Source organism: Promicromonospora sp. NPDC019610 (genome assembly GCF_044389365.1).
In the GTDB taxonomy this organism is placed as follows: Bacteria; Actinomycetota; Actinomycetes; order Actinomycetales; family Cellulomonadaceae; genus Promicromonospora.
On the sequence record NZ_JBIRXX010000001.1, the window covers coordinates 466,288 to 492,131 of the forward strand.

25 protein-coding genes are annotated in these 25,844 nt (G+C 73.4%); 11 read left to right on the forward strand and 14 right to left on the reverse strand.

The genetic code is table 11. The features are described from left to right. Nucleotides 1-109: 109 nt before the first annotated feature. A complete protein-coding gene (locus ACH45N_RS02040; RefSeq protein WP_397390671.1) occupies nucleotides 110-541 on the reverse strand; it encodes an HIT family protein in 432 nt (143 codons plus the stop codon). 117 nt (nucleotides 542-658) lie between these two features. Between ACH45N_RS02040 and ACH45N_RS02045 the strand changes: the two genes are divergently transcribed. The 3 genes from ACH45N_RS02045 to ACH45N_RS02055 all read left to right on the forward strand — a co-directional run bounded on the left by ACH45N_RS02045 (nucleotide 659) and on the right by ACH45N_RS02055 (nucleotide 3,879). Then, nucleotides 659-958 carry a helix-turn-helix domain-containing protein gene (locus ACH45N_RS02045; protein WP_397390673.1) on the forward strand — a complete coding sequence of 100 codons (300 nt, stop codon included), beginning with the start codon at nucleotides 659-661 and terminating at the stop codon, nucleotides 956-958. 52 nt (nucleotides 959-1,010) lie between these two features. Next, on the forward strand, nucleotides 1,011-3,080 hold the full coding sequence (locus ACH45N_RS02050) for an NAD(+) synthase (protein ID WP_397390675.1): 2,070 nt from the start codon (nucleotides 1,011-1,013) through the stop codon (nucleotides 3,078-3,080). Nucleotides 3,081-3,147: 67 nt separating this feature from the next. Next, on the forward strand, nucleotides 3,148-3,879 hold the full coding sequence (locus ACH45N_RS02055) for a copper resistance protein CopC (protein WP_397390677.1): 732 nt from the start codon (nucleotides 3,148-3,150) through the stop codon (nucleotides 3,877-3,879). Between the two features lie 17 nt (nucleotides 3,880-3,896). On the opposite strand, the gene ACH45N_RS02060 is transcribed toward ACH45N_RS02055, so the two are convergent. Further along, nucleotides 3,897-5,243: an MFS transporter gene (locus ACH45N_RS02060; RefSeq protein ID WP_397390679.1), complete on the reverse strand. Its 1,347-nt coding sequence runs from the start codon at nucleotides 5,241-5,243 to the stop codon at nucleotides 3,897-3,899. Nucleotides 5,244-5,517: 274 nt separating this feature from the next. On the opposite strand from ACH45N_RS02060, the gene ACH45N_RS02065 reads away from it, so the two are divergent. After that, nucleotides 5,518-5,799, forward strand: a complete 282-nt coding sequence (locus tag ACH45N_RS02065) for an HU family DNA-binding protein (RefSeq protein ID WP_020015632.1) — start codon at nucleotides 5,518-5,520, stop codon at nucleotides 5,797-5,799. A 94-nt stretch (nucleotides 5,800-5,893) separates the two neighbouring features. Here ACH45N_RS02065 and ACH45N_RS02070 read toward each other — a convergent pair whose 3' ends face one another. From ACH45N_RS02070 to ACH45N_RS02080, 3 genes are all read right to left on the reverse strand, one after another. Further along, complete coding sequence (locus tag ACH45N_RS02070; RefSeq protein ID WP_397390682.1) at nucleotides 5,894-8,458, reverse strand: flippase-like domain-containing protein; 2,565 nt, start codon at nucleotides 8,456-8,458, stop codon at nucleotides 5,894-5,896. 106 nt (nucleotides 8,459-8,564) lie between these two features. After that, nucleotides 8,565-9,356 (reverse strand): CPBP family intramembrane glutamic endopeptidase, encoded by a 792-nt coding sequence (locus ACH45N_RS02075; RefSeq protein ID WP_397393767.1) that lies wholly within the window; start codon nucleotides 9,354-9,356, stop codon nucleotides 8,565-8,567. Between the two features lie 59 nt (nucleotides 9,357-9,415). Continuing rightward, entirely contained in the window at nucleotides 9,416-10,918 is a 1,503-nt protein-coding gene (locus ACH45N_RS02080; RefSeq protein WP_397390684.1) for a S10 family peptidase, read from the reverse strand. A gap of 184 nt (nucleotides 10,919-11,102) precedes the next feature. Between ACH45N_RS02080 and ACH45N_RS02085 the strand changes: the two genes are divergently transcribed. Genes ACH45N_RS02085 through ACH45N_RS02100 form a run of 4 tightly spaced genes read left to right on the forward strand, consistent with a single transcriptional unit; the run spans nucleotide 11,103 to nucleotide 13,837 of the window. Next, on the forward strand, nucleotides 11,103-11,819 hold the full coding sequence (locus tag ACH45N_RS02085; protein ID WP_397390686.1) for a hypothetical protein: 717 nt from the start codon (nucleotides 11,103-11,105) through the stop codon (nucleotides 11,817-11,819). After that, nucleotides 11,812-12,111 carry a transcriptional regulator gene (locus tag ACH45N_RS02090; protein ID WP_397390688.1) on the forward strand — a complete coding sequence of 100 codons (300 nt, stop codon included), beginning with the start codon at nucleotides 11,812-11,814 and terminating at the stop codon, nucleotides 12,109-12,111. The genes ACH45N_RS02085 and ACH45N_RS02090 overlap by 8 nt, the downstream gene beginning before the upstream one ends. After that, nucleotides 12,111-13,028: an ABC transporter ATP-binding protein gene (locus ACH45N_RS02095; protein WP_397390690.1), complete on the forward strand. Its 918-nt coding sequence runs from the start codon at nucleotides 12,111-12,113 to the stop codon at nucleotides 13,026-13,028. Before ACH45N_RS02090 ends, ACH45N_RS02095 begins: the two co-directional genes overlap by 1 nt. Continuing rightward, nucleotides 13,025-13,837: an ABC transporter permease gene (locus ACH45N_RS02100; RefSeq protein WP_397390692.1), complete on the forward strand. Its 813-nt coding sequence runs from the start codon at nucleotides 13,025-13,027 to the stop codon at nucleotides 13,835-13,837. Before ACH45N_RS02095 ends, ACH45N_RS02100 begins: the two co-directional genes overlap by 4 nt. An 83-nt stretch (nucleotides 13,838-13,920) precedes the next feature. Here ACH45N_RS02100 and ACH45N_RS02105 read toward each other — a convergent pair whose 3' ends face one another. The 3 genes from ACH45N_RS02105 to ACH45N_RS02115 all read right to left on the reverse strand — a co-directional run bounded on the left by ACH45N_RS02105 (nucleotide 13,921) and on the right by ACH45N_RS02115 (nucleotide 17,219). Then, nucleotides 13,921-16,380 (reverse strand): heavy metal translocating P-type ATPase, encoded by a 2,460-nt coding sequence (locus tag ACH45N_RS02105; protein WP_397393769.1) that lies wholly within the window; start codon nucleotides 16,378-16,380, stop codon nucleotides 13,921-13,923. Nucleotides 16,381-16,467: 87 nt separating this feature from the next. Continuing rightward, nucleotides 16,468-16,776: a heavy-metal-associated domain-containing protein gene (locus ACH45N_RS02110; protein WP_377230079.1), complete on the reverse strand. Its 309-nt coding sequence runs from the start codon at nucleotides 16,774-16,776 to the stop codon at nucleotides 16,468-16,470. A gap of 68 nt (nucleotides 16,777-16,844) precedes the next feature. Continuing rightward, on the reverse strand, nucleotides 16,845-17,219 hold the full coding sequence (locus ACH45N_RS02115; protein ID WP_397390694.1) for a metal-sensitive transcriptional regulator: 375 nt from the start codon (nucleotides 17,217-17,219) through the stop codon (nucleotides 16,845-16,847). An 84-nt stretch (nucleotides 17,220-17,303) separates the two neighbouring features. Here ACH45N_RS02115 and ACH45N_RS02120 point away from each other — a divergent pair, with 84 nt between their 5' ends. Further along, nucleotides 17,304-18,044 (forward strand): response regulator transcription factor, encoded by a 741-nt coding sequence (locus ACH45N_RS02120; RefSeq protein ID WP_397390696.1) that lies wholly within the window; start codon nucleotides 17,304-17,306, stop codon nucleotides 18,042-18,044. On the opposite strand, the gene ACH45N_RS02125 is transcribed toward ACH45N_RS02120, so the two are convergent. Further along, complete coding sequence (locus tag ACH45N_RS02125) at nucleotides 17,998-18,480, reverse strand: hypothetical protein (RefSeq protein ID WP_397390698.1); 483 nt, start codon at nucleotides 18,478-18,480, stop codon at nucleotides 17,998-18,000. The genes ACH45N_RS02120 and ACH45N_RS02125 overlap by 47 nt on opposite strands. 213 nt (nucleotides 18,481-18,693) lie before the next feature. Here ACH45N_RS02125 and ACH45N_RS02130 point away from each other — a divergent pair, with 213 nt between their 5' ends. Continuing rightward, entirely contained in the window at nucleotides 18,694-19,542 is an 849-nt protein-coding gene (locus ACH45N_RS02130) for a rhamnogalacturonan acetylesterase (protein ID WP_397390700.1), read from the forward strand. 4 nt (nucleotides 19,543-19,546) lie between these two features. Here the strand turns inward: ACH45N_RS02130 and ACH45N_RS02135 are convergent, their stop codons facing one another. Next, nucleotides 19,547-19,855 carry a hypothetical protein gene (locus tag ACH45N_RS02135; protein ID WP_397390702.1) on the reverse strand — a complete coding sequence of 103 codons (309 nt, stop codon included), beginning with the start codon at nucleotides 19,853-19,855 and terminating at the stop codon, nucleotides 19,547-19,549. Nucleotides 19,856-20,077: 222 nt separating this feature from the next. Here ACH45N_RS02135 and fdhA point away from each other — a divergent pair, with 222 nt between their 5' ends. Continuing rightward, nucleotides 20,078-21,298, forward strand: coding sequence for a formaldehyde dehydrogenase, glutathione-independent (fdhA, locus tag ACH45N_RS02140; RefSeq protein WP_397390704.1), 1,221 nt, complete (start codon nucleotides 20,078-20,080; stop codon nucleotides 21,296-21,298). Between the two features lie 83 nt (nucleotides 21,299-21,381). Here the strand turns inward: fdhA and hemL are convergent, their stop codons facing one another. From hemL to hemC, 4 genes are all read right to left on the reverse strand, one after another. Continuing rightward, complete coding sequence (hemL, locus tag ACH45N_RS02145) at nucleotides 21,382-22,767, reverse strand: glutamate-1-semialdehyde 2,1-aminomutase (protein WP_397390706.1); 1,386 nt, start codon at nucleotides 22,765-22,767, stop codon at nucleotides 21,382-21,384. Further along, nucleotides 22,764-23,711 carry a porphobilinogen synthase gene (hemB, locus tag ACH45N_RS02150; RefSeq protein WP_377230094.1) on the reverse strand — a complete coding sequence of 316 codons (948 nt, stop codon included), beginning with the start codon at nucleotides 23,709-23,711 and terminating at the stop codon, nucleotides 22,764-22,766. The genes hemL and hemB overlap by 4 nt, the downstream gene beginning before the upstream one ends. Nucleotides 23,712-23,832: 121 nt before the next feature. Further along, on the reverse strand, nucleotides 23,833-24,741 hold the full coding sequence (locus tag ACH45N_RS02155) for a uroporphyrinogen-III synthase (protein ID WP_397390708.1): 909 nt from the start codon (nucleotides 24,739-24,741) through the stop codon (nucleotides 23,833-23,835). Next, complete coding sequence (gene hemC, locus ACH45N_RS02160; RefSeq protein WP_397390710.1) at nucleotides 24,738-25,787, reverse strand: hydroxymethylbilane synthase; 1,050 nt, start codon at nucleotides 25,785-25,787, stop codon at nucleotides 24,738-24,740. The genes ACH45N_RS02155 and hemC overlap by 4 nt, the downstream gene beginning before the upstream one ends. Nucleotides 25,788-25,844 lie beyond the last annotated feature (57 nt).

The following is a 25,844-nucleotide window of genomic DNA, read 5'->3' on the forward strand; positions in this document are numbered from 1 at the left end:
CGGTGGTCCTTTCGTACGGGCGACGGGGCCGTCGGCACCGCCTTCTACCAGCACAGACGGGTCGCGTCCGCGAAAATGATCGGTCGTCGTCGCGCCCCGCAGTCTCCGCTCAGGGGGTCTGGCGCAGAAGCTCCGCCACCGCGGCGATCCGCGCCGGGTCGCCCGGCGCCGGCGTCCATGGCAGGCGCAGCGAGTCGCGGGACGGCTCGCCGCGGAACCGGGGCACCACGTGGATGTGGAAGTGGAAGACGGTCTGCCAGGCGGCCTCGCCGGCGCAGTTCAGCAGGTTCACGCCGTCCGCCCCCAGCTGCTTCACCGCCCGTCCCGCTACTCGCTGCGCGGTCACGGTGCACGCGGTCAGGTCCTCGGGTGAGATGTCGTGCAGGTCGACGGCGTGGGCCCTGGGGATCACGAGGGCATGCCCGTCGGACGCGGGGTTGATGTCCATGAACGTGAGCGTGCGCTCGTCTTCGTCGATCCGGGTCGAGGGCAGCTCGCCGGCCACGATGCGGCAGAAGAGGCAGTCAGCTTCCGAGGTCATGGAGCGACCGTAGCGAGAGAGCGTGACAACCATCTCGCTCACCATGCGAAGGATGTATACCAATAGCTAAACGCAAGGCATGGTGGACGTGGGCCGTGTCACGGCTGGCTACGTGAAGTGGCAGGACATTCGCGCGGAGCTTGTTGCAAGGGCGGCGGCGAGGAGGTTGTCGAGCGCGGCAAGCAGCAGCTCCTGGCTGAGGTGACGGGCTACCGGCTCGCAGAGCTTCGCAAGAAGCGCCGCCTGACCCAGCAGCAGGTTGCCGACCGGATGGGTGTGACCAAGGGTCGGGTGTCGCAGATCGAGAAGGGCAAGATCTCCGGCCACGAGGTACTCGCCCGCTATGCCCGGGCCCTGGGCGGTCAGCTTCAGCAGGCGATCCTGTTCGACGACGGTGAGGTCGTCGGTATCGACTGAGGATGTCGACAGCCGGCGGGCGACCACGGCACGTCTCCATAGACTCGACGTCGTGGACTTCTACAACGCGTACGCCCACGGGTTCGCCCGGGTCGCGGCCTGCACCATCCCCGTCGCCGTCGCCGACCCCGCGGCGAACGTCGCCGTCGTGCTCGACCAGGCGCGTCGGCTGCACGACGACGGCGTGGCCGTCGCGGTCTTCCCCGAGCTGTGCCTGAGCGGCTACGCCATCGACGACCTGCTCATGCAGGACACCCTCCTGGAGTCGGTCCTGGACGCCCTCGCCGACATCAAGGAGGCGAGCGTCGACCTCATGACGATGCTCGTGGTCGGGGCGCCGCTCCTGGTCGGCAGCCGCCTGCTGAACGCCGCCGTCGTCGTGCACCGCGGGCGGATCCTCGGCGTCGCACCCAAGTCCTACCTGCCGAACTACCGCGAGTTCTACGAGAAGCGGCAGTTCGCCCCCGGCGACGAGCACCGTGGCACGCTGACCCTGCTCGGCGAGGAGGTCCCGCTCGGCTCCGACCTCATCTTCCGGGCCGACGACGTGCCCGGGCTCGCGGTCCACGTCGAGGTCTGCGAGGACATGTGGGTGCCCGTGCCGCCCAGCGCGCTCGCGGCGCTCGCGGGCGCGAACGTGCTGCTCAACCTGTCCGCCAGCCCGATCACCGTGGCCCGGGCCGAGGACCGCCGCCTCATCGTGCGCAGCGCGAGCTACCGCTGCAACGCGGCCTACGTCTACACGGCGGCGGGCCAGGGCGAGTCCAGCACCGACCTGTCCTGGGACGGCCAGACCATGGTCTACGAGGCCGGCGACCTGCTCGGCGAGACCGAGCGGTTCCCGGACGGCCCGCGTGCCACCGTCGTCGACGTCGACCTCGACCGCCTGCGGCAGGAGCGGTTGCGGCAGGGCACCTTCGACGACAACCGGCGCGGGCTGGGGCTGGCAGCACCCGGCGCGGGCGACGGCGGCGACTTCCGCGAGGTCGCGTTCAGCGTGCACCCACCGCAGGGCGACATCGGCCTGCGCCGCAAGGTGGACCGCTTCCCCTTCGTGCCGGACGACGCCGAGCGCCTCGCCCTGGACTGCTACGAGGCGTACAACATCCAGGTCACCGGGCTGGAGCAGCGCCTGCGCGCCATCGGGCAGCCGAAGGTGGTCATCGGCATCAGCGGCGGCCTGGACTCCACGCACGCGCTGATCGTCGCGGCCAAGGCGATGGACCGGCTGGGCCGGCCGCGCACCGACATCCACGCGTTCACCATGCCGGGCTTCGCGACGACCTCGGAGACCAAGGACCGCGCGGTCCGCCTCGCCGAGGCCCTGGGCGTGACGTTCCAGGAGCTCGACATCCGCCCGGCCGCCGAGCAGATGCTGCGCGACCTCGACCACCCGTACTCCGGCGGAACCAAGCAGTACGACGTCACGTTCGAGAACGTCCAGGCCGGGCTGCGCTACGACTACCTCTTCCGGCTCGCGAACCACCGCGGCGGGATCGTGGTCGGCACGGGCGACCTCTCCGAGCTCGCCCTCGGCTGGTGCACCTACGGCGTGGGCGACCAGATGTCGCACTACGCGGTCAACGCGGGCGTGCCCAAGACCCTCATCCAGCACCTCATCCGCTGGACCATCGACAGCGGGCAGTTCTCGGCGGAGGCGGGCAGCCCCGTGAACACGGTCCTGTCGGAGATCCTCGACCAGGAGATCACGCCCGAGCTGATCCCCACCGAGGAGGGCGAGACGCCGCAGTCCACGGAGGCGACGATCGGCCCGTACGCCCTCCAGGACTTCACGCTGTTCCACGTGCTGCGCCGGGGCTACCGCCCCTCGAAGATCGCGTTCCTGGCCTGGCACGCGTGGAGCGCGGCGGACGACGGCGAGTGGCCGCCCGGCTTCCCCGACCAGCGGCGCACCGCCTACGACCTCGCGACGATCAGGCGCTGGCTCGAGGTGTTCGTGCGCCGGTTCTTCGCCGCGCAGTTCAAGCGGTCGGCACTGCCGAACGGCCCGAAGGTCTCGCCGGGCGGCACGATGTCGCCGCGCGGCGACTGGCGCATGCCGTCGGACGCGTCGGCGGCGGCGTGGCTCGCGGAGCTCGCGAAGAACGTCCCGGAGGCGTGACCGACGCCCCTCGTGAGGCCTGACACAAGCCCCGTCCGGCGTGTTCCGCGAGGAGTAGGGTTCCGTCATGCCTGCTGTCCCCGTTGCCCTGGCCCGGCCCGATAGCCGTCGCCTCGTCCGCCTGATCACCGTGTTCGCAGCGGTCCTGACCTTCGTCGCGCTGCTGCTGGTGGCCGGCCCGGCGAGCGCCCACGACCAGCTCCTGTCCTCCGACCCGAAGGACGGCGCCACGCTCGACGAGCAGCCGACGAGCATCGGGCTCACCTTCAGCTCCGCCCCGCTCGACACGGGCATCGAGGTGGCGCTGACCGGCCCCGATGGCACCTCCGCCCGGGGCTACGACATCACGGTCGACGACGAGGTCGTGACCGCGCAGCTCCCCGAGGACCTGCCCCCGGGCAAGTACGATGTCGCGTGGCACGTGGTCTCCTCCGACGGCCACCCCATCGACGGCGAGTTCACCTACGTCGTCGAGGGCGAGCCGGAGCCGACCGAGGAGCCCGCCGCGAGCGACGGGCCCGAGACGTCCACGCAGGAGGCCGCCCCGGCCGGCCAGGAGACGGGTACGACGGACGACGCGAGCACGCCCACGGAGCTCGCCGGCGCCGGGAACGGCCCGGGCCCCAGCGGGCTCGCCGTGGCAGGCGGGATCCTCGCCGCGGTGCTGGTCGTGCTGGGCGTCGTGGTGATGATGCGCCGCAAGATCCTCGAGAACGACCGGCTGCGCCGGTCGGGTGAGCCCGGGTCCGAGGACCCGGACGCCGACAAGCCCAACGAGAACCCCGACACCAAGGGCTGACCGAGCCTGTCAGACGCTCAGGTCACCGGGGTGACCTGGGTGTCCGGCACGGCACGGGACGAGCGGACCGCCAGGATCACGGTCACCACGGCGGGCGCCAGCAGGACGGCGCCCGCCGTGTTCACCGCCTCGAAGCCGCCCCAGGCGAGCAGCGGCCCGGCGAGCGCGGCCGAGGCGGCGCCGAAGTAGTTCATCAGCGCGTCGGTCGCGCCCTGCAGCGGCAGCTTGACGTGCGGCTCCGCGACGGACGCCAGCACCGCCGACGAGGCGATGAGGCACGCCGACCAGCCGAGCCCGAGCAGCACCAGGGCGACCGCCGTGAGCACCTCGGCGTCGAGGGCCGGGGCGGCGGCGTGCCCGGCGTGCGCGCCGGCGTCGGGCGCGACGTCGGTGGCCAGGGCCGCGGCTGTGAACCCGAGGGCCACGGCGGCCGCCTGCAGCCCGATGCCGCCGACGGCGACGCGGAGCGGGCCGAAGCGGTCGGCCAGCCAGCCGAACACGGGACTGAACGCGAACATCCCCAGCACGTGCAGGCTGATGACGATGCCCACGAGCTGGAGCGACATCCCGCCGTGCTGCATGTGCACCGGCGTCATCACCATGACCATGATCATTACGCCGTGCGCCACGGCCGTGGTCACCACGGCGAACCGGGCCCGCGGCCGGGCCCAGGCCCACCGCAGCGCCGCGAGGGCCCCGGTCCGCCGCGGCTCGGCGCGTGCGTCCCCGGGCCCCCGACCGACGGCGCCCGCGGGCACCACCCGACCCGCCACGCCGCCGGCCGGGTCCCGGTACAGGCTGAGCAGCAGCAACCCGGCCAGCAGGTACGCGACGACGGAGAACAGGTAGGGCCCGCCGAGGTCGGGCACGCCGAACCCGCTGCCCACGACGGCGCCCGGCGCCGCGAGGTTGGGCCCGACCACGGAGCCGACGGTCGTGGACCACAGGACCACCGACATGGTGCGGGCGCGGGTGCCGGACCCGACGTTGTCGGCGGCGGCGTAGCGCGACTGGAGGTTGGTCGCGTTCGCGACGCCGTAGAGCATCAGGCCGACGAGGAGCACGACGAGCTGGCCGACCACGGCCGCCGTCACGACGAGCAGCGCGCCGACCGTGGACAGGGCGTAGCCGAGCGACAGCGCCCACCGCCGTCCGCGGACCTGGGCCAGGGTTGCCAGCGGGATCGAGGCGACCGCCGCGGCGAGCACGCTGACGGCCTGGGCGAGACCCGCCACCGAGGTGCCGCCCAGGCTCTCCGCGAGCAGGGCGCCGACGGCGGCGCCCGAGGCGACCCCGACCCCGGCCAGCAGGTTGCTGAACACGAGCACGACGAGGTTCCGGCGGGCGTTTAGCGGATTCTCCACGATTTCCTCTCATTGGCCCGGATGTACCGGAACGGTAGACCGTTCTGGGTTGCGGAAGTCATCGGATAGTGCGGGCTGACACGGCCGCGGGAGCCGTCACACCGTCGTCGTCCACAGGTTCGTACACAGGTTCGCGTCCTCTGTGAGCAGAAAGTTACGCACGACTCGCCGCGGAAAGGCCTGTTCTCCGCGAATTCCTGCCGATCTGCTGGCAGTATGGGGCCTCGTCGTCGGGCGGGTACCGCCGCACGACGTGACCGAAGAAGGGAAACGCATGTCGCTCAACAAGTCCGAGCTCGTCTCGGCCATCGCCAGCAAGGCCGAGATCAACAAGACCGAGGCCGAGGCCGCGCTCAACGCCTTCCAGGAGGTGCTGATCGAGTCGCTCGCCAAGGGCGAGGCCGTCAAGGTGACGGGCTTCCTCTCGGCCGAGCGCGTCGAGCGTGCCGCCCGCACGGGTCGCAACCCGCGCACCGGCGAGGAGATCTCGATCCCGGCGAACTTCGGTGTCAAGATCAGCGCCGGCTCGCTGCTGAAGAAGGCTGTCGCCAAGTGACGCTTCGCCGCTGAGCTCTTCAGCGACGCGCAGGCCCGGCTCCCCCTGGGGGGCCGGGCCTGCGCATGTCCGGGGCCGGGCGGCCGTCAGCGGCTCAGAGGTCGCCCTTGCGCTCCAGGTACCGCATCGCGACCCAGCCGATCGGGATCCGGCCCCAGTAGGTGCACAGGCGGTACAGGATCGTCGCGGAGAACGCGATGGTCGCCGGCACCCCCGCGGCCGACAGGCCGGCCGTCAGGGCGCCCTCCACGCCGCCCAGGCCACCGGGCGTGGGGATGAGCGCGCCCAGCGCGTTGCCGACCAGGTTGACGAGGGCGATGTCGACCAGCGAGAGGGACTCGCCGAAGGCCGCGAGGCAGCACCACAGGGCCACGATGTAGCCGAGCGTCATGATCAGGTTCCCGGCCACGCCCAGGGCCAGGCGGCCCGGGTGGCTCAGCATCTGCGCGAGCCGCGGCCACACCTGGCGCAGCCGCGGCCCGATGAAGCCCATGCCCCACCGCCGTACCGGCGGCACCAGCAGCGTCGCGACGACGGCGACGGCCACGCCCGCCAGCGTGATCAGCACGGCCGGCGACGGCAGCTCTACGAGCGCCCCCGACCCCGTGAAGACCGACAGGGCCACGAGCAGCAGCACCGTGACCACGAACTGCGACACCTGCACGAGCGCCACGGTGGCGACGGCCATGGACATGGACACGCCGCGCTGGGTCAGGAGCCGCAGGTTCAGCGCGGCCGGCCCGATGCCCGCCGGCGCGGCCAGGGCCACGAACGAGCCGGCGGCGGCCGTGAGCGTGGCGCGCCCGATCGGCACCCGCGCCGGGGAGAACGCGACCAGGGTGAGGCCCGCGCCGAACCAGGTGATGAGGGCCAGCACGAACGCGACCGCGACCCACCACGGGTTGGCCTCGCGCACGGCGGTGGCGATCTCGTCGAAGTTGATGGTCGTGACGATCACGGCCACGGCGACGATGGCCACGGTCGTGGTCAGCACGGTGCGCGCGCTGAACCGCGAGATGCGCTGCGGCTGCACGCTGGCCTCGGGCAGGCGCTCCACCAGCGCGTTCCGCAGCTCGCCCATGAGCCCCTTCGCCCTGCGCACCTCCTCGCGGGTGGTCCGGGGCAGCGCGATCGTCTGGATCAGGGGCCCGATGGCGGCGATGTCGGCGTCGGGCAGGGCGCGCACCGCCGAGGCGACGGCGCGCCGCGGGCCCACCCGCAGCCCGATGAGCGCGAGCATCTGCACCAGGTCGAGTCGCCGGGACAGCGGCGACGACGCGATGTCGCCCTGCTCCCAGCCGGTGATCCACACGTGCGCCCGGCCGTCGTCGTCGCGGTGGGTGAGCAGGACGTCCTGGGTCAGCGCGCGGTGCGTGAGGCCCTGGGCGTGCGCCCGGCCGAGCTGGTCCCAGGCCTCGGCGAGCACGTCCTCGTGCAGCTCGTCGTCGGGCACGTCGCGCAGCGAGACGGCGTCCGAGGCGTGCTCCAGGACGAGCGCGATCGAGTCGCCGTACTCGCCGATCCCGAGCAACCGCGGCGTGCGGACGCCGGCGGCGCTCGCCGCGTACGACAGCAGGGCCGTGCGCTCGGCCACGGCCTTGAGCGAGATCGCGGCCCGGCCCTCGATGCCGCGCAGGCGCAGGGCCCGCCACAGCCGTGTGATGAGGCCGACGACCTGGCGGTCGCCGTCGAGCACGACGACGTCGCGACGTACGCCGTCGTCGCTGTACAGGGCGTACACCCGGTTGCCGCCGGCCCGGCCCAGCGCCAGCGCGGCCGGGTCGTCCGGCGGTCCGTGCTCGACGGCGAGGGCGGACGCGACAGGCTGCCCGGCGTCGCGCGCGGCGTCCTGACCGGGCGCGCGCTCCGACACGGCGTGCACCCGCGCCAGCGACGTCGGCGCGAAGCCGGCGCGGCGCACGGCGGTGACCAGGTCGGCCCCGTAGGCGCGCTCGCTGCGGATGCCCGACACGTACTGGACGGTGGAGCCCGCCAGCCGGCCCAGCAGCAGCGCGACGAGGGTGCCCGGGAGCGAGACCTGGCCCGTGATCAGCACGATGAGCAGGGCGAGGAACATCAGGTTCCACGAGATGCGCACGGTGCGTCGCCGGGTCGCGGGCCCGGCGACGGTGAGCATCGCCGTCAGCGCAACCGCGAACTCCGGGATGGTCAGCACGTAGCCCGTGCCACGCTCCCAGACCGACATGCCGCGCACCAGCTCGTCCGAGCCCAGGTGGCGCACGAGGACCGAGGTGAGCACGCCGATCAGCAGCCCGAGCACCCCGGCGACGATGGACTCGACGATCTGCCGGCCCAGCCGGCGCACGCCCAGCTCGATCATCACGGCGACCGGGGCGAACAGGATCACCAGGCCCTGCAGCACCGCGACGGGCACGAACAGGATCGTGGCCAGCAGGTCGTTGAAGCTCCGGACGTCCTCGGTGACGCCCGCGGTGGTGCCGTGCGCCACGACGGACAGGAACATGACGCCCGCGGTGCCGAGGGCGCACGCGATCATCCAGACGAGCGCGCGCGGGTGGCGCACACGCTCCTCCGGGGTGTCGACGACGCGGACGAGGCCGCTCTCGAAGGGCACTGCCTCCGGCACGTCGGACACCTCGGCACCGGCGTCAGCCCGGCCGGTGCGCGAGTTGGACATGCTCGCGATTCTAGAGCCGTTGAGGCTCGCTTGACCGGGAAGCAGGTGTGACGCCCGGAATATCCGGGTCAGGTCGACGGCGTCCCCGGCGTCCGTCCAGGCATCCTCACCGGATCCCGAGGGCCTCGCGCCACTCGGCCGGGACCAGGGCGTAGCCCACGAAGGCCACGATGTCGAGCAGCGTGTGCGCGATCACGAGCGGGAGGATCCGGTGCCGGCCACCGGGCTGGAACCGGGGCGAGGTGTAGAACCACGAGAACACGACGCCCATCACGACGTTGCCGATGAACGGCCCGATGCCCTGGTACAGGTGGTACGAACCGCGCAGCAGCGAGCTGGCGACGACGAACTTCACGCGGTTCCAGCCGAGGTCCCGCGTGCGCTCGTACAGGTAGCCGACGGCGATGACCTCCTCCAGGAGGCCGTTCTGGAACGCGCTGAGCACCAGCACCGGGACCGTCCACCAGTAGGCGTCCAGGGCGCTGGCCTGCACCTCCACGGTGATGCCGACCGCCCGTCCGAGGGCGTAGAACGCGAGGCCCGGGATGCCGATCGCGGCGGCCAGGGCGAAGCCCCACCCGAGGTCGCGACCCGGGCGCGAGGCGTCGAGGCCGAGGCTGCGCGCCGCGCTGCGGCCGTTCGCGCTGAGCAGGTACAGCGCCAGGGCCACCGGCACCAGCGCGAACCCGATGCTCAGGAGCTGGTAGACGAGGTCGAGGTAGGGGCGTTCCGACTGGCTCGCGTTGAGCGTCGCGGTCTGCTCGGCGAGGGGCGTCTCCGCCGTCAGCCGGGCCACGATGTTGACCAGCGCGTACACGCCGGACTGGCCCAGGCTCAGCCCGAGCACGATCCACACCTCCGCGGTGATGCGGCGGCGGGAGAGGGGCTGGTCGGTCATGGTCACGTCCGGAACCTACCCCGCGTGGCCGGCAGTTCGTCGGCCGGCCACGCGGTGGTTCAGCGGTTCGAGGCCCGCCGCACGAAGTCCGCGAGGTCCGCCGACTGCGCGACCCGCGACTCGGGGTGGATGTACATCATGTGGCCCGCCGGGTACACCCGGGTCTCGATGCGCTCGCGGTAGGACGCCGGGACGGCCATCTGGTCGAGGCTGTACTCGATGGCCTCGACCGGCACCCCGCCGTCGTACCGCCCCATGGCGATGTGCACCTGGAGGTGCGGGTTGAGGATCATCGCGGTCGCGAGCTTGTCCGCGACGTCGACGGCCTTGCCCTCGAACTCCTTGTACGACCAGGGGTGCACGTGCCGGGAGAGCACCTCGTAGATCGCGTCGTGCTCGTACCCGAGCTCGCCGCGCAGGTAGTGGTGCAGCGCTGCCGTGTACGGGCCGGAGGTCGCGGTGAGGAACGGGTCGTACGGCATCTGCTCGTGGATGTAGTGGTCCGCCGGGCCCGTGAACCGGGTGTCGAGGCGCCCGGTGACCAGGCGCCGCGCCCGGAGCAGCTCGGCGTAGACCCGGGTGTGCTCCAGGCGCAGGTTGGCGCGGTCCACGTAGTCCTCGCTCAGCCCGGTCAGGGACGCGATCTTGGCGACGGCGGCGGCCCGCTCGTCGTCGGGCATGCGCGCGCCGCGGGCCAGGACGGAGGCGTAGGTCTCGGCCCAGTCCCGGGCCTCGGCCACGACGTCGTCCAGCGCCCGGTCGCCCAGCAGGCCGTGGTAGTGCGCCGTCGCGGCGTAGACCGGCAGGAAGAGCGGGTGCGGCAGGTTCGAGTGCTCGCCGTCGAACAGCGCCTCCATGTTCAGGGCCGGGGCCACCAGCATGACGCCGTTCAGGAACATGCCGAAGCGCTGCTGCAGGTACTCGGCCAGCGCGGCCCCGCGCGTGCCGCCGTAGGACTCGCCGATGAGGAACTTGGGGCTCATCCACCGGTCGTTCCGGCTCGTCCACAGGCGGATGATCTCGCCGACGGACTCCAGGTCGCCCGTGAAACCGTGGAACGGCTTGGCCTGCTCGCCCTCGGTCGCCCGGGAGAAGCCCGTGGAGACAGGGTCGATGAACACCAGGTCGGAGACGCGCAGCAGGGTGTCCGGGTTGTCGATCAGCCCGTACGGCGGCGCGGTGAGGTCGCCGACATCGCCCGAGTCGACCCGGCGCGGGCCCAGCACGCCCAGGTGCAGCCACACGGACGACGAGCCGGGGCCGCCGTTGAACGCGAAGGTCACCGGGCGCTGCGTCACGTCGGCGTCGTCCAGCGTGTAGTACGTGATCGAGACCTCGGCCTTGGGCTTGCGGCCGTCGTACTTGTCCTCCTTGACCGCCTCCTGGCGCAGCACGATCCGGCCGGTCGTGGCGGAGTACGCCAGGTCGCCGTCCGGGGTGTGCAGGGTGTGGCGCGTGGTGACGAGGTCGTCCGCGGGTTCGGGCCTCTTCGGCGGTGTCCCCTCCGGCGACGGTTTGGTCGCCTCGGGCTGGTCGGTGCTGGTGCTCTTCTCGTCGGTCACCCGGGGAACCTATCCCGGCTGCTCCCCTTTGAGGCCCGGCTTTCTCGTCTTTGAAGCGCGTCAAAGAGGAGAAAGCCGGGCCTCAAAGGGGAGTCCAGGACATCGGACCGACACATCGCTTGCGCGCCCCACGGGGCATCCGGCAAACTAGTTTGCAGTACAAACCAGTTGGAGAGGCGAGGCGATGACCATGGCTACCGACCCGACGTCGGGCACCCCCGCGGAGCCGGCGCGGCCCGGCGACGACTCCGCGGGTCTCGACCCCGCCGAGACGCTGCGCCTGATCCGGGAGCAGCAGGAGGCGGCGCGCGACGCCACCGAGCCCGACGGCCGCCTGCTGTTCGGCGCGTGGGGCCTGGCGTGGCTGATCGGGTACCTGGCCATGTGGACGACGGCGCGCGAGACGGGCTCCCCGGAGCCGTGGTCCGGCTGGGTGTTCGCCGGCTGCATCGTGGGCGCCACGGTCTTCACGATCGTGCACAGCGTCACCCGGACCGCCGGGCTGCGCGGCGACAGCGCCCGGATCGGCGCGCTGTACGGCTGGACCTGGTTCCTCGCGTTCACGGCGCTGGGCGTCATGCTGGGCGCGATGGGCGCCGCAGGAGCGTCGCCGCAGGTCATGGCCATCGCCGCGAACGGCTTCGCGTGCGTGATCGTCGGCCTCATGTACATCGCGGGCGGGCTGCTCTTCGAGGAGATCCGCATGGCCGCCGTCGGCGGCTGGATGCTGGTCGCCGCGGTGCTCGCGGCCTTCGCGGGGATGCCGAACACCTACCTCGTGATGGCCGTCGCGGGCGGCGGCGGCTTCCTGGCCATGGCCGTGGTGGAGCAGGTGTTCCGCAGCCGCCGCCGGTCACCCGGGTCCGTCGTCAGGGCGGAGGGCGGTGGGCAGCGTGCCTGAGGACCTCGACCCGGTCATCCACGCCCCCGCGCGCCTGCGGGTCGTGGCCTCGCTCGCCGCCCTGGGCCGCGGCGACGAGGTCGCCTTCCCCAAGTTGCGCAAGCTGCTGGACATGACCGCCGGCAACCTGTCGACCCACCTGCGCAAGCTGGAGGACGCCGGGTACGTGCGCGTCACCAAGACCCACGAGGGCCGCACGCCCGTGACGTACCTGGCCCTCACCGACACCGGCCGCACCGCGTTCGCGGACTACCAGGCGGCACTGATGGACCTTCTGAAGGGAGCACGCTGATGAGTGCGGTAGAGGTCAGCGGGGTGACCCGGCGCTTCGGCGCCGTCGTCGCCCTCGACGACGTCTCGCTGGAGGTGGGGCACGGCGAGCTGGTCGGCCTGCTCGGCCCCAACGGCGCCGGCAAGTCCACGCTGCTGTCGCTGGTCAGCGGCCAGCGCCGGCCCGACACCGGGGTGGTGCGCCTGAACGGCCACAACCCACGGGACGCCCGGTCGCGGACCGCGCTGGGCCTGACCCCGCAGGAGACCGGCCTGCCCGCGACGCTGCGGGTGCGCGAGGTGGTCGACTTCGTGGGCGGCCACTACCCCGACCCGGTGCCCACGGGCGAGCTGCTGGAGCAGTTCGGGCTGGCGGAGCTGGGCAAGCGGCAGACCGGGTCCCTGTCCGGCGGGCAGAAGCGGCGGCTGGCCGTCGCGCTGTCGCTGGTCGGCAGGCCGCGCGTCGTGCTGCTCGACGAGCCCACCACCGGGCTCGACGTGTCCGGCCGGGGCGCGCTCTGGGACGCGATCCGGGAGTACCACGCGGGCGGCGGCACGGTGCTGCTCACCTCGCACTACCTGGAGGAGGTGCAGGCGCTCGCCGAGCGGGTGGTCGTCATCGACCGCGGGATCGTGCTCGCCGACGACTCCCTCGACACGATCCTCGGCCGGGTGGGCGCGCGCCGCGTGCAGTTCACGGACGCCGGGGGCACGCGCCAGGAGCACCTCGTAGCGGACTCCGACGCGTTCGTGCGCGACCTCGTCCGCACGGGCACGGAGTTCCGCGACCTGGAGATCCGGGGCGCCTCGCTGGAGGAGGCGTTCGGCCAGCTCGTCGACGGCACGAACCAGGGTGCCGCGGGGGACGAGGCCGACACCATGAACAAGGCCGACACCACGACCACGGCCGACGCAACGAACGAAGGAGCGGTGCGATGAGCGCCACCACGACCCCGACCGGGGCCCCGGGCCTCGACGCCCCCGCCGGGCAGACCCGGTCGATCTGGGTGCTGTCCTGGCTGCACCTCAAGTACCAGTTCCTGGAGACCGTCCGGATCCCCATCGCGGTGCTCGGGAACGTGCTGTTCCCGTCGCTGTCGATGTTCTTCTTCGTGGTCCCGCAGGAGTCGGTGGCGGGCAACCCCCTCTACGCCACGATCGCGGTCGCCGGCCTCGGCCTGTTCGCCGTCTGCTCCGCGAGCCTCTTCACCTACGGGCTGGGCGTGGCCGAGGACCGGCAGCTGCCCTTCTACCCGTTCCTGCGGTCGCTCCCCGCCGGACCCGGGCCCCAGATGGTGGCGCGCGTGCTGAACGGCGGCATCTTCTCGCTGTTCGGCCTGCTGCCGCTCATCCTCATCGGCTGGCTGTTCACCGCGGCGACCCTGACCGCGGGCCAGCTCCTCGCGGGCGTCGGCACCATCCTCGCGGTCTCCGTGCCGTTCGTGCTGCTCGGCATGGCGATCGGCTACAAGCTGTCGGCCAAGGCCGCGCTGCCGGTGGTGCAGGTCATCCTGTTCCCGCTCGCCTTCGCGGGCGGCCTGTTCCTGCCGCCGCAGATGTTCCCCGCCTGGCTGGACGCCATCTCGAAGGCCACGCCCACCCGGGCCGGCCGCGACCTGCTGGTCCAGGCCACCACCGGCATGGACGCCTACGCGCTGGCGCTCCCGGTCCTGGCCGGGTGGACCCTGCTGTTCGCCGTCCTGGCGATCCTGTCCTACCGGAGCGACGAGGGCCGCCGCTTCCGCTGACCCACCCCTCTCTCGTTGAGTGCTGGGTATTTGCGGCTTTCCAGCCTCGAGAACCGCAAATACCCAGCACTCAACGGAAGGGGTCAGGTGGTGCGGCGGAGGCGGAGGGAGTTCGCGACCACCAGCACCGAGCTCGCCGCCATCGCGCCGCCCGCGACCATCGGGCTCAGCAGCCCGGCCGCCGCCAGCGGGAGCGCCGCGACGTTGTACGCGAACGCCCAGAACAGGTTCTGCCGGATCACCCGCAGGGTCTTCCGGGACAGGCGGACGGCGCTCGCGGCAGCCCGCAGGTCACCGCGGACCAGCGTGATGTCGCCGGCCTCGATCGCCACGTCGGTGCCGGTGCCCATCGCGAGGCCCAGGTCGGCCGTGGCGAGGGCTGCGGCGTCGTTCACGCCGTCGCCCACCATCGCCACGGTGCGCCCCTCGGCCTGCAGCCGGGCCACCACGGCGGCCTTCTCGGCGGGGAGCACGCGCGAGATCACGTCCGCGTCGGGGATGCCCACGGCGCGCGCGGCCACGAGCGCCGCGCCCGCCGAGTCGCCGGTCAGCAGGTAGGGGCGCAGACCCAGCTCCCGCAGCTCCTCGATCGCCCTGGCCGACGTCGGCCGGGCCGGGTCGCGCAGCGCGATCACGCCGCCCGCCGCGCCGTTCCACGCCACCACCACGGCGGTCGCCCCGGCCTCTTCCTGCTGCCCGACGGCGGCACGCACCTCCGCGGAGACGGTCACCCCCTGCTCGGCCAGCCAGTCGGGGCGGCCCACCAGCACGCGCCGGGTATTGAGCGCGCCGTCCGGGGTGAGCCCCGCGTGCGCGCGCCGGACCAGGCCCTCGACGCCGCCGCCCGGGTGCGCGACGAAGCCCGTGACCTCCAGCGGGGTCTCGGGGTCCGGCTCCACCGCGGCCCGACCCGCCGCCGCGACGGCCCGCGCGATCGGGTGCTCGCTCAGCGCCTCGACGGCGGCCGCGTACCGCAGCGCCTCCGGGGCGTTGGTCAGGTGGTTCGCGTCGTCGGCGTCGTCGGGCCGTGCGGGCTCCTCGTCGTGGCCCTCGGCCGCGCGGTGCGCGCCGGCCATGGCCGGGCTCCGGTCGGGGCTCCACACGTCGACCACGCGCATGCGGCCCTCGGTGACCGTGCCCGTCTTGTCGAGCACCACGGTGTCCACGCGGCGGGTGCTCTCCAGGATCTCCGGGCCGCGGATCAGCACGCCGAGCTGCGCGCCGCGGCCCGTGCCGACCAGGATCGCCGTGGGCGTGGCCAGCCCCAGGGCGCAGGGGCACGCGATGATCAGCACCGCGACGGCGGCGGTGAAGGCCGCCTCGACGTTGCCGGTCAGGACGAGCCAGGCCGCCAGGGTGAGCACCGCCAGGGCCAGCACGACCGGGACGAACACTGCCGAGATGCGGTCGGCGAGCCGGGCCACGGGGGCCTTGCCCGTCTGGGCCCGGGCCACGAGCCGCCCGATGCGGGCGAGCATCGTGTCCTCGCCCACGCGGGTCGCGCGCACCAGCAGGTGCCCCGAGGTGCTCACCGTGCCGCCCACGACGTCGTCGCCCGGCGTCACGTCCACCGGCACCGGCTCGCCGGTGACCAAGGACGTGTCCAGCGCGGAGGCACCCTCCACCACCGTGCCGTCCGTCGCGACGGTGCCGCCGGGGCGTACCGCGAAGACGTCGCCGACCTGGAGCGCGGCGACCGGGACCGCGGTGGTGCGCCAGCCGCCGTCCGGCAGCCGGAGCGGGGTGCCGTCCGGGCTCAGCGCGATGCGCTCGGCGTCCTTGGCGCCGAGGTCGAGCAGGGCCCGCAGGGCGTCGCCCGCGCGCCGCCGCGACCGGTGCTCGGCGTACCGCCCGGCCAGCAGGAACGTCGTGACCACGGCACCGACCTCGAAGTACAGCGCCGGACCCGTGCCGTGCCCCGCGGGCCGGACGGTGTCGGCGACCAGCACCCAGAGCGACCACAGGGTCGCCGCGACCACGCCGATCGACACCAGCGTGTCCATCGTGGAGCTCGCGTGCCGGGCCGCGCGCACGGCGGCGGCGTGGAACGGCCAGGCGCCCCACACGACGACGGGCAGTGCCAGGGCGGCGACCACCCACTCGGCGCCCGGGAAGGACAGCGCGGGGACCATCGACAGCAGGACCACCGGGACGGTGAGCACGACCGAGACGCGGAGCCGGCGCAGCAGGTCCGCGCCGCGGTACTCGGCGCCGGGCGCGAGGGTCGCGCCGTCGGCCCCGGCCGCGGCGCCCGGGCCGAAGCCCGGCGCGCGGGCCGCGGCGCCGTCCGCCGTGCCTTCCGGCCCGACGGCGCCTTCCGGCCCGACGGCGCCGTCCGGCCCGACGGCGCCGGCCGCGCCCCGGCGCCGCGTGACCCGCGCCTCGTACCCGGCGGACTCGACGGCGTCGACCAGGTCCTGGTCGGTCACCTCGGACGACAGCACGACGTGCGCCGACTCCAACGGCAGGTTCACGGTCGCGGCGACGCCGTCGAGCCGGTTGAGCTTGCGCTCGACCCGGGCGACGCACGAGGCGCAGGTCATCCCGGACACCGCGAGCTCGACCTCGCCGAGGGGGTGCAGGGCCTCAGCGGCAGGCACGGTTCTCCTTACAGGGGCGGGACGTCCGGGTCAGGACGGGACGATCGGGAGCATGCGGGTCGCCTGGCGGCCCGGGGCCTGCGCGGCGGACTCGGCGGCGACGGCGTTCTCGAGCACCTCGACGTCGGCCACGTCGTAGCCGGCCTCGTCCACGGCGTCGCGCAGGGGCGCCTCGGCGAGCGGGAGCTTGGAGATGACGCGGACCAGCGAGGTCTCACCGGCGTGCAGCTCGACGCTCACGTCCTGGACGTCCGGCACCCCCCGCAGCTCGTTGGTCACGGCGGACACGCAGTGCCCACAGGTCATGCCGGTCACGGCGAGCTTGGTCACGGTGGTCATGTCGTCTCCTCGGTTCGTGGGCTGCCGGCCGTGCGGGTGCTGCCGGCCGTGCAGGGGTTGCCCGGCGTTCACATGCGGACGAGGCGGGCGATCGCCTCCGAGGCCTCCCGGACCTTGGCGGCGCCGTCGGCGTCGGACGCCTTGGCCGCGTCCACCACACAATGTCCCAGGTGGTCCTCGACGAGCGCCAGGCTCACCGCCTGCAGAGCCTTGGTCACGGCGCTGACCTGGGTGAGCACGTCGATGCAGTACTCGTCCTCGTCGATCATCCGCGCAATGCCGCGAACCTGCCCCTCGATGCGGCGCATCCGCTTGAGGTAGCCGGCCTTGTCGGACGCGTAACCGTGCGGCCCGTCGTGCGCGCCGGCCGCGTCGTGGTGCAGGGAGTCGTCGTGCGGGGTGGCGGCCTCGGTCGCCTCGGTGGTCTCCGTCGCCTCGGTCATGCGTCCATGAGATACCCCATGGGGGTAGTGAGTCAAGTGTGCTGACCACGGGCGCGGTGGCGAGGAGGTTGCTACGTTCGACCGATGGACCAGTCTGGGGGGCGGGGCATTGCGGTCGTGGTCGAGGACGACGACCTGATCCGTGAGGTCATCGAGGTCACACTGCAGCAGGCCGGATTCACCGTGCACCCTGCTGCCACCGGCGCGCAGGGTGTCGCACTGGTGAAGGCCCACCGGCCCGTCGTGACCACCGTGGACGTCTCCCTGCCGGACATCGACGGGTTCGAGGTCGTGCGCCGGCTGCGGACCTTCTCCGAGACGGTCGTCGTCATGCTCACGGCCCGGGTCGACGAGGTCGACACGCTCATGGGTCTCGAGTCCGGCGCCGACGAGTACGTCACCAAGCCGTTCCGGCCACGTGAGCTCCGCGCCCGCATCGACGCGCTCCTGCGCCGTTCCGGCCACCTCGTCCCGACGACGACGGCGGAGGACCCCGCCACCGGTCCGGACGACGACAGCAGGCTCGTGGTCGACACCGCTCGCCGCACGGTCCGCCTGGGCGGCGAGCCCGTCCACCTCACCCGCACCGAGTTCGTCCTCCTCGCGGCGCTCCACGACGCGCGCGGCCGACCGGTGCCGAAGGGCGACCTGGCCCGCCTGCTCTGGCCCGACGAGCACGGCTACGGCGGCGACGTCACCGAGGCGGACCGCCGCACCGTCGAGGTGCACATGGCCAACGTCCGCCGCAAGCTCGGCGACAGCCCCACGAGCCCGCGCTTCATCCATACGGTCCGCGGGCTGGGGTACCGCTTCGAGAATGTCTGACCAGGGCGACCTCGGTGTCGTGCGCCAGGCGCAGGAGCCGCTCCAACCGCTCGACCCGCGGGACGGTGCGGGTCCGCACCACGTCCTGCGCCACACCCCACGCCGCCCGGGCCAGCGCGACGGCCCCCACCATGGCGCCCGACACGGCCAGCTCGGCCGCCGTGTCGTAGACGGCGTACCCGCTGTGGTCGAGGGCGGCGACGGTGAGGAGCTCCAGGCGCCGCTTGAGGCCGGCGGCGTACTGCTCGGCGAGCCGCCGGGCGGTCGGCTCCCCGAGGTCCTGGGCGAGGTCGCGGAGCACACCCTCGTCGAGGATGTCCGCCGCGAGGACACGCGGCATGCGGGCGGCCACGGGCCCCGGGACGTCGAGGACCGAGCCGCCGGTGTCGGACGCCAGCTCGTCCCCGCCGGTCCAGAAGTCGTATACCTCCGCCATGGTCGTGCCTCCCCGTGAGTGCCTGACTGGCTCCTCCCAGCGTGCGGCCCGGAACTCAACGCCCGGCCGAAGAACCTCAAGGGCTGCTCAGGATCGCCCTTGAGGTTCTTGAGGTTCTTGAGGTCGGCCGTCCGCAGGGACCGGATCCGATACCTTTCGTCCTGAATACCCCAGATTCCCCCGAGAGGTCCTCCCGTCGGCATGCCCGCTTCGATGTCTCGCCGCCTCCTGCTCGCCGCGCTCGCCGCGGCCGGACCGCTCGCCCTCACGGCGAGCGCGGCACCCACGAACACCCCCGTGCCGCCGCCCGCGGTGGTCCCCGCCGCGACGCGGAAGGCCCAGGCGCAACAGGCGCCCCGGATCTACCTCGCCGGCGACTCCACCGCGTCCCAGAAGTACGCCGGGGTCTTTCCCGAGACCGGCTGGGGCATGGGTCTGCCCTGGTACGTCGCGCCGCGGATCGAGGTGCTCAACCACGCGATGAACGGGCGCAGCTCCAAGAGCTTCATCGCGGAGGGGCGCCTCGACGCGATCCTGGACGCCGTCCGGCCCGGCGACGTGCTGCTCGTGCAGTTCGGGCACAACGACCAGAAGTCCGACCCGGCGATCGGCACGGACCCGTGGACCACCTACCCGGCCCACCTGCGGCGTTACGTCGACGGCGCCCGCGAGCGGGGCGCACGCCCGGTGCTGCTGACCCCGGCGGAGCGCCGCCGGTTCGACGCCGCCGGCAACGCCGTCGCGACCCACGGGTTCTACCCGGACGCGATGCGGGCGCTGGCCGCCGCCGAGGGCGTGCCGCTGATCGACGTCACCGCGCAGACCCTGGCGCTGTGGCAGGAGCTCGGGCCCGAGGGCACCCAGGTGTACTTCCTGAACACCTACGAGGGGCGGCAGGACAACACGCACTTCAACACGCCCGGCGCCCGGCTGATCGCGCGGATGGTGGCGCGCGGCCTGCTCGCCGCGGGCGTCCTCGCCGCGCACCAGGTGCGCCGCCTCGACGAGAGCATCCCGGTCGAGTGGTTCACCTGGCCGGAGGAGCTGCCCGCGGCGACCTGAGCCGTCAGCCCAGCGCGGCGTCGATGTTCGCGACGACGATGGCGACGACCGCCACGGCGGCCCACAGGAGCAGGCCGAACCGCCACCAGAGGTTGAGGTTCAGCCGCTTCGGCGCGTCCAGCGCCATGGCCTCGGCGTCCGACAGCGGGCGCGTCGCCCACCCGGCCTCGGTGGCGGTCGCCAGGCTGTACCGCAGGCCCCACGAGAACCGCAGCAGCCAGAACAGGTGGACGTACGAGTAGCGCAGCACCAGGGCTCGCCCCGCGTCGAGCGGCGCCGTCTTGCTCTTGCTGCCCCAGCCGAAGAAGACCATGTTCTTCTTTCCTTCGTCTCGAACCGTGCGCACCGTGCGCGCGGCGAGCGAAGCGTGGCAGAGCGCGTGCCGGCCGTCTGTGGGGAGAACTCCCCACCCCGCGCCGCAGTGGACGCCGCAGTGGATGAGGTTCGCGGGCGCGGATGAGAGTCACCGGGGCCCGGCGTAGCGTGACAAGGGACCGAAGCCAGTTCAAAGATGACCTGGAAGGGGTAACCCAACATGCCTGGAAACAAGGCGGTCGCCTACCGCGAACCCGGCGTGGTCGAGGTGGTCGACATCGACTACCCGACGTTCGAGCTCCGGGACGGACCCGGGGTCAACCCGGCCAACGTAGGCCGCAAGGTGCCGCACGGGGTGATCCTGCGGACCGTGTCCACCAACATCTGCGGCTCCGACCAGCACATGGTCCGCGGCCGCACCACCGCGCCTCCGGGACTGATCCTGGGGCACGAGATCACCGGCGAGATCGTCGAGAAGGGCCCGGACGTCGAGTTCCTCGACGTGGGCGACCTCGTCTCCGTGCCGTTCAACATCGCGTGCGGGCGCTGTCGCAACTGCAAGGAGCGCAAGACCGGCATCTGCCTCAACGTCAACCCGGACCGGCCGGGGTCGGCGTACGGGTACGTCGACATGGGCGGCTGGGTCGGCGGCCAGGCGGAGTACGTGCTGGTGCCGTACGCGGACTTCAACGCGCTCAAGTTCCCGGACAAGGACCAGGCCCTCGAGAAGATCATGGACCTGACGATGCTCAGCGACATCTTCCCCACGGGTTTCCACGGGTGCGTGAGCGCCGGGGTGGGCGTGGGGTCCACGGTGTACATCGCGGGGGCCGGGCCCGTCGGTCTGGCCGCCGCGGCGTCGGCGCACCTGCTCGGTGCCGCCGTGGTGATCGTGGGTGACCTCAACAAGGAGCGGCTGGAGCAGGCGCGCTCGTTCGGCTGCGAGACGGTGGACGTCGCCGCCGGGCCGATCCCCGACCAGATCGAGCAGCTCCTGGGCGAGCCCGAGGTGGACTGCGGCGTGGACGCCGTGGGGTTCGAGGCGCGCGGACACGGGTCCGACGCCTCGACCGAGCACCCCGCCGCGGTCCTGAACGGCCTCATGGAGGTCACGCGGGCGGGCGGCTCGCTCGGCATCCCCGGCCTCTACGTCACGGGTGACCCGGGGGCGGCGACCGAGGCGGCGAAGGTCGGGTCGCTGTCGCTGCGGCTGGGGCTCGGCTGGGCCAAGTCGCACGCGTTCACGACCGGTCAGTGCCCGGTGATGAAGTACAACCGCGGCCTGATGCAGGCGATCCTGCACGACAAGGTGCAGATCGCGAAGGCCGTCAACGCCCAGGCGATCCCGCTGACGGAGGCGCCGACGGGCTACCACGAGTTCGACGAGGGCGCGGCGACGAAGTTCGTGCTCAACCCGAACGACTACATCAAGGCCGCCTGACCCCCGGTCGAGTCGACCACCCCCGCTGGCCGGGCTTGCCGGGACCCAGGTTCCGACAAGCCCGACCGGCGGGCAGCGGGTGGTTACCGCGGCGTCGCGGCCGCGGCGGCCTGCGCGGCGGCCGGGAGCGCGTCGAGGATCCGCTGCACGGCGGCATCGTCGTGCGCCGCGGAGACGAACCAGGCCTCGAACACCGACGGCGGCAGGTTGACCCCGGCCGCCAGCATCGCGTGGAACAGGGCCGTGTACCGGAACGTCTCCTGCGCCTGGGCCTGCGCGTAGTCGCGCACGCCCGACGCCGCGGCCAGCGGCCCGAAGAACACCGAGAACAGCGAGCCCGCGCGCTGCACGCGGTGCTCGACGCCGGCCGCGGTCAGCGCCTCGCCGACCGCGGCCGACAGCACGCGTGAGACCTCGTCGACCCGGGCGTACACGGCGTCGTCGGCCAGCCGCAGGGTGGTCAGGCCCGAGGCGACCGCCACGGGGTTCCCGGACAGCGTGCCCGCCTGGTACACGGGCCCGAGCGGGGCCAGGTGGTCCATGACCGACGCCGGACCGCCCAGGGCCGCCACCGGCATGCCGCCGCCGACGACCTTGCCGAACGTGAACAGGTCGGGCGTGTAGCCCGCGCCCCCGGCGGCGTGGATCGCGTCGTTCTCCACGCCCCACCAGCCGGCCGGGCCCACGCGGAACCCGGTGAGCACCTCGTCCATGATGAAGAGGGCGCCGTGTGCCGACGTGATGCGCCGCAGCCCCTCGTTGAAGCCCTCGGCGGGCGGCACCACGCCCATGTTCGCGGGCGACGCCTCGGTGATGACCGCCGCGATCTCGGAGCCGCGCTGCGCGAACGCCGCCTCGACGGCCGCCAGGTCGTTGTAGGGGAGCACCAGGGTCTCGGCGGCGGTCGCCTCGGTCACGCCCGCCGAACCCGGGAGCGCGAGCGTCGCGACGCCCGAGCCGGCCTCGGCCAGCAGCGCGTCCATGTGCCCGTGGTAGCAGCCGGCGAACTTGATCACGAGCGGCCGGCCCGTGACGCCGCGGGCCAGGCGGATCGCCGTCATCGTCGCCTCGGTGCCCGTCGAGACGAGGCGCACGCGTTCGGCCGCGGGGACCCGGCGTCGAACCTCCTCGGCGAGCTCGACCTCGGCGACGGTGGGGGCGCCGAACGACAGCCCGCGCGCGGCGGCGTCCTGCACCGCGGCGACGACGTCGGGGTGCGCGTGGCCCAGCAGCGCGAGGCCCCACGAGCAGACCAGGTCCACGTACTCGCGGCCCGCGACGTCGGTGACGTACGGGCCACGGGCCGAGGCGAGGAAGCGCGGGTCGCCGCCCACGCTGCCGTAGGCGCGGACCGGCGAGTTCACGCCGCCCGGGATCGCGCCCTGCGCGCGCAGGAACGCCGCGTGGTTGGCCTCGGGCGCCCGGCGCAGCGCCTGGGCCTCGACGGTCTCCCGGTTCTGTTCGGTCACTTGATCCACTCCGCGATCTCCAGCGCCCAGTAGGTGAGGATGACGTCGGCGCCGGCTCGCTTGATGCTCGTGACCGACTCCAGGACGGCGCGGTCGCGGTCGATCCAGCCGTTCGCGCCGGCCGCCTCGATCATCGCGTACTCGCCCGAGACCTGGTACGCGGCCACGGGCACGTCGCTCCGGTCCGCGACGGCGCGCAGCACGTCCAGGTACGACCCGGCCGGCTTCACCATGACGAGGTCGGCGCCCTCGGCGAGGTCCAGGTCGGCCTCGCGCAGGCCCTCGCGGCCGTTCGCGGGGTCCATCTGGTACGTCTTGCGGTCGCCCTTCAGCTCCGAGTCCACGGCCTCGCGGAACGGGCCGTAGTACGCGCTCGCGTACTTGGCGCTGTAGGCCAGGATGCTCGTGTCGGCGAAGCCGGCGTCGTCCAGCGCGTCCCGGATCATCGCGACCTGGCCGTCCATCATGCCGGACGGCGAGATCACGTCCGCCCCGGCCTTGGCCTGCGCCACCGCCATGGAGGCGTAGCGGATCAGGGTCGCGTCGTTGTCCACAGCCCCTGTGGACGTGAGCACGCCGCAGTGCCCGTGGTCCGTGAACTCGTCGAGGCAGGTGTCGGCCATGAGCACCGGCGTGGGCGCCCCGGGGGCGAGGCCCTCGTCGAGCGCCGCGCGCGAGGCCCGCAGGGCGCGCTGCAGGATCCCGTCCGGGGCGTCCGCCTGCGAGCCGCTCGCGTCCTTCACGGTGGGGATGCCGAACAGCATGACGCCGCCCAGGCCCGCGTCCCGCGCGGCGCGCACGGCCTCGACCAGGGACTCCTCGGTGTGCTGCACCTGCCCGGGCATGCTCGCCAGCGGCGCCGGCTCGGTCAGGCCCTCCTTGACGAAGAGCGGCAGCACCAGGTCTGCGGGGTGCAAGCGGGTCTCTGCGACCAGACGGCGCATGCCCGGCGTGGCGCGCAGACGGCGCGGCCGGTACACGATCCCGGAGGAGCTCACGATGTCCTTCTCTCTCGTTGTGGTGTCAGACGTACAGGTCACCAGGGTGACCTGTACGTCTGACAGGTCAGGTTCTGACGAGGGCTTCGGTCACGGCGTCGGCCAGGGCCGCGTCCGTGGGGGTGGCGGCCACGGCGAGCACCGTGTGCCCGACGGCTCGTGCCGTGCCGGCTGACGGCTCGCCGATCGCGACCACCCGCTGCGGGCCCAGCTGCGCCGCGACCTGGCGGGCGGCCGAGCCCGAGGTGACCACGACGACGTCGTACGGGCCGTGCAGCTCCGCCGGAAGCTCGCGCGCGACCGTCCAGTAGGCGGTCACGACGTCGACGGCCCAGCCCTTGGCGACGAGGCCGGCCCGGAGCGTGTCGGACGCGAGGTCGCCGAGCGGGAGCAGGACGCGAGCGGCGGCCGCGGTCGTGCCGGTCGTCCGGCCCGCGCCGGCCGGGACCGGACCGCCGGGCGCCACGGGGAACGCGTCGGCGAGCCCGGCCCCGGTCGCGGTCCGCGGCACCAGGTCGGCGGCGACGCCGTGCGCGGCCAGCGCCCGCTCCGTGGCCGGACCGACGGCGGCCCACCGGACGGACCCGCCGCGGGGAGTGCCGGCTGCCCCGCGCGCCGGGCCGAGCAGGGCGTCCACGGCGTTCACGCTGGTGATCGCCACCCAGCCGTACGCGCCGTCGAGGACGCGGGCCCGGGCGGCGTCGAGCTCGGCCGGGTCCTCGACCGGCGCCCGCTCGATCACGGGAGCCGCGACCGGGTCGAGCCCGCGCTCGCGGAGCAGGGCGAGGAGCCCGGCGGCGCGCTCCGGGGCGCGCGCGACCAGCACGGCGGGGTGCCCGGCAGCCGGCGCGGGTCCGTCGGAGGATCCGGCGGGCCCGGTCGAACCGGCGGGCCCGGCCGAATCGGCGGGCCCGGCCGAACTGGCGGGCCCGGCCGATCCCGGGGGAGCGACCGCAGGCGGGACCGGCTCGGTCACGCCTTCTCCGGGACGGTCGCACTCAGGGGCGCGAGCCGCTCGGCGCCGTCGGCCAGCAGGTTCTCGGCGACGGCGACGCCCAGCGTGCGGGCGGCGGCGTCGAGCGCCTCGGGTGCGACGTCCTGCGACAGCGACGCCTCCCCGGCGCGCGACATCTGCTCCGAGCCGTCGACGGCGGCCACGACGGACCGCAGGCGCAGGACCGAGCCGGTGACCGTCGCGTGCGCGCCGACGGGCGCCGCGCACCCGGCCTCCAGCCGGGCCAGCACGGAGCGCTCGGCGAGCACGGCGAGGCGGGTCGGCCGGTGGTCGAGCAGGTGGATCGCCTCGGCGAGGTCGGGCGCGGGGGCCCGGCCCGTGGCGGGGTCGGACACGATGTCGGCCGTGCGCACCTCCACGGCGAGCGCGCCCTGCCCGGGGGCGGGGGCCACGACGTCGACGTCGAGCACCTCGCTGATCACGTCGGTGCGTCCCAGGCGCGACAGCCCGGCGTAGGCGAGCACGACGGCGTCGAGGTCGGCGTCGGGCCCGAGCGCGCGGTTGAGCCGCGTGCCCACGTTGCCGCGGATGTCGACGACGTCCAGGTCGGGCCGGGCCGTGCGGATCTGGGCGGCCCGCCGCGGCGAGCCGGTGCCCACACGTCCCCCGTGCGGGAGCGTCGTGAGGGTGAGGCCGTCCCGCGCGCACAGGGCGTCGCGCGGGTCCTCGCGCTCGGGCGTCACGAAGGTGAGGCCGGGCGCGGGGGTGGTCGGCAGGTCCTTGAGGGAGTGGACGGCGACGTCGCAGCGACCGTCCAGCAGCGCCTCGCGCAGCGCGGTCACGAAGACGCCGGTGCCGCCGAGGCTCGCGAGGCTCCCCGTCTTCACGTCGCCCTCGGTCTTGATGTGCACCAGCTCGACGGGCCTGCCGGTCAGCTCCTCCAGGCGCCTGGCCACCAGACCGCTCTGCGTCGTGGCGAGGGCGCTCGCCCGGGTGCCGAGGCGGATGGGCGCGGCGTCGTCCGGGGTGCTTCCAGGGGTACTGACGGACAGGGGGGTCGGGGTCACCAACCCAGTCTCCACCCGAACCCCTGCCGGGAGGAAACCAGGAGGTGCCCGTCGGGC

What these genes read in the sequence shown, in the direction of transcription:
- ACH45N_RS02040 (WP_397390671.1), bottom strand. Translation starts at nt 541, where the DNA reads ATGACCTCGGAAGCTGACTGCCTCTTCTGCCGCATCGTGGCCGGCGAG.
- ACH45N_RS02055 (WP_397390677.1), top strand. Translation starts at nt 3,148, where the DNA reads ATGCCTGCTGTCCCCGTTGCCCTGGCCCGGCCCGATAGCCGTCGCCTC.
- ACH45N_RS02065 (WP_020015632.1), top strand. Translation starts at nt 5,518, where the DNA reads ATGTCGCTCAACAAGTCCGAGCTCGTCTCGGCCATCGCCAGCAAGGCC.
- ACH45N_RS02070 (WP_397390682.1), bottom strand. Translation starts at nt 8,458, where the DNA reads ATGTCCAACTCGCGCACCGGCCGGGCTGACGCCGGTGCCGAGGTGTCC.
- ACH45N_RS02075 (WP_397393767.1), bottom strand. Translation starts at nt 9,356, where the DNA reads ATGACCGACCAGCCCCTCTCCCGCCGCCGCATCACCGCGGAGGTGTGG.
- ACH45N_RS02085 (WP_397390686.1), top strand. Translation starts at nt 11,103, where the DNA reads ATGACCATGGCTACCGACCCGACGTCGGGCACCCCCGCGGAGCCGGCG.
- ACH45N_RS02095 (WP_397390690.1), top strand. Translation starts at nt 12,111, where the DNA reads ATGAGTGCGGTAGAGGTCAGCGGGGTGACCCGGCGCTTCGGCGCCGTC.
- ACH45N_RS02100 (WP_397390692.1), top strand. Translation starts at nt 13,025, where the DNA reads ATGAGCGCCACCACGACCCCGACCGGGGCCCCGGGCCTCGACGCCCCC.
- ACH45N_RS02105 (WP_397393769.1), bottom strand. Translation starts at nt 16,380, where the DNA reads ATGACCTGCGCCTCGTGCGTCGCCCGGGTCGAGCGCAAGCTCAACCGG.
- ACH45N_RS02110 (WP_377230079.1), bottom strand. Translation starts at nt 16,776, where the DNA reads ATGACCACCGTGACCAAGCTCGCCGTGACCGGCATGACCTGTGGGCAC.
- ACH45N_RS02115 (WP_397390694.1), bottom strand. Translation starts at nt 17,219, where the DNA reads ATGACCGAGGCGACGGAGACCACCGAGGCGACCGAGGCCGCCACCCCG.
- ACH45N_RS02120 (WP_397390696.1), top strand. Translation starts at nt 17,304, where the DNA reads ATGGACCAGTCTGGGGGGCGGGGCATTGCGGTCGTGGTCGAGGACGAC.
- ACH45N_RS02125 (WP_397390698.1), bottom strand. Translation starts at nt 18,480, where the DNA reads ATGGCGGAGGTATACGACTTCTGGACCGGCGGGGACGAGCTGGCGTCC.
- ACH45N_RS02130 (WP_397390700.1), top strand. Translation starts at nt 18,694, where the DNA reads ATGTCTCGCCGCCTCCTGCTCGCCGCGCTCGCCGCGGCCGGACCGCTC.
- ACH45N_RS02135 (WP_397390702.1), bottom strand. Translation starts at nt 19,855, where the DNA reads ATGGTCTTCTTCGGCTGGGGCAGCAAGAGCAAGACGGCGCCGCTCGAC.
- fdhA (WP_397390704.1), top strand. Translation starts at nt 20,078, where the DNA reads ATGCCTGGAAACAAGGCGGTCGCCTACCGCGAACCCGGCGTGGTCGAG.
- hemB (WP_377230094.1), bottom strand. Translation starts at nt 23,711, where the DNA reads ATGCGCCGTCTGGTCGCAGAGACCCGCTTGCACCCCGCAGACCTGGTG.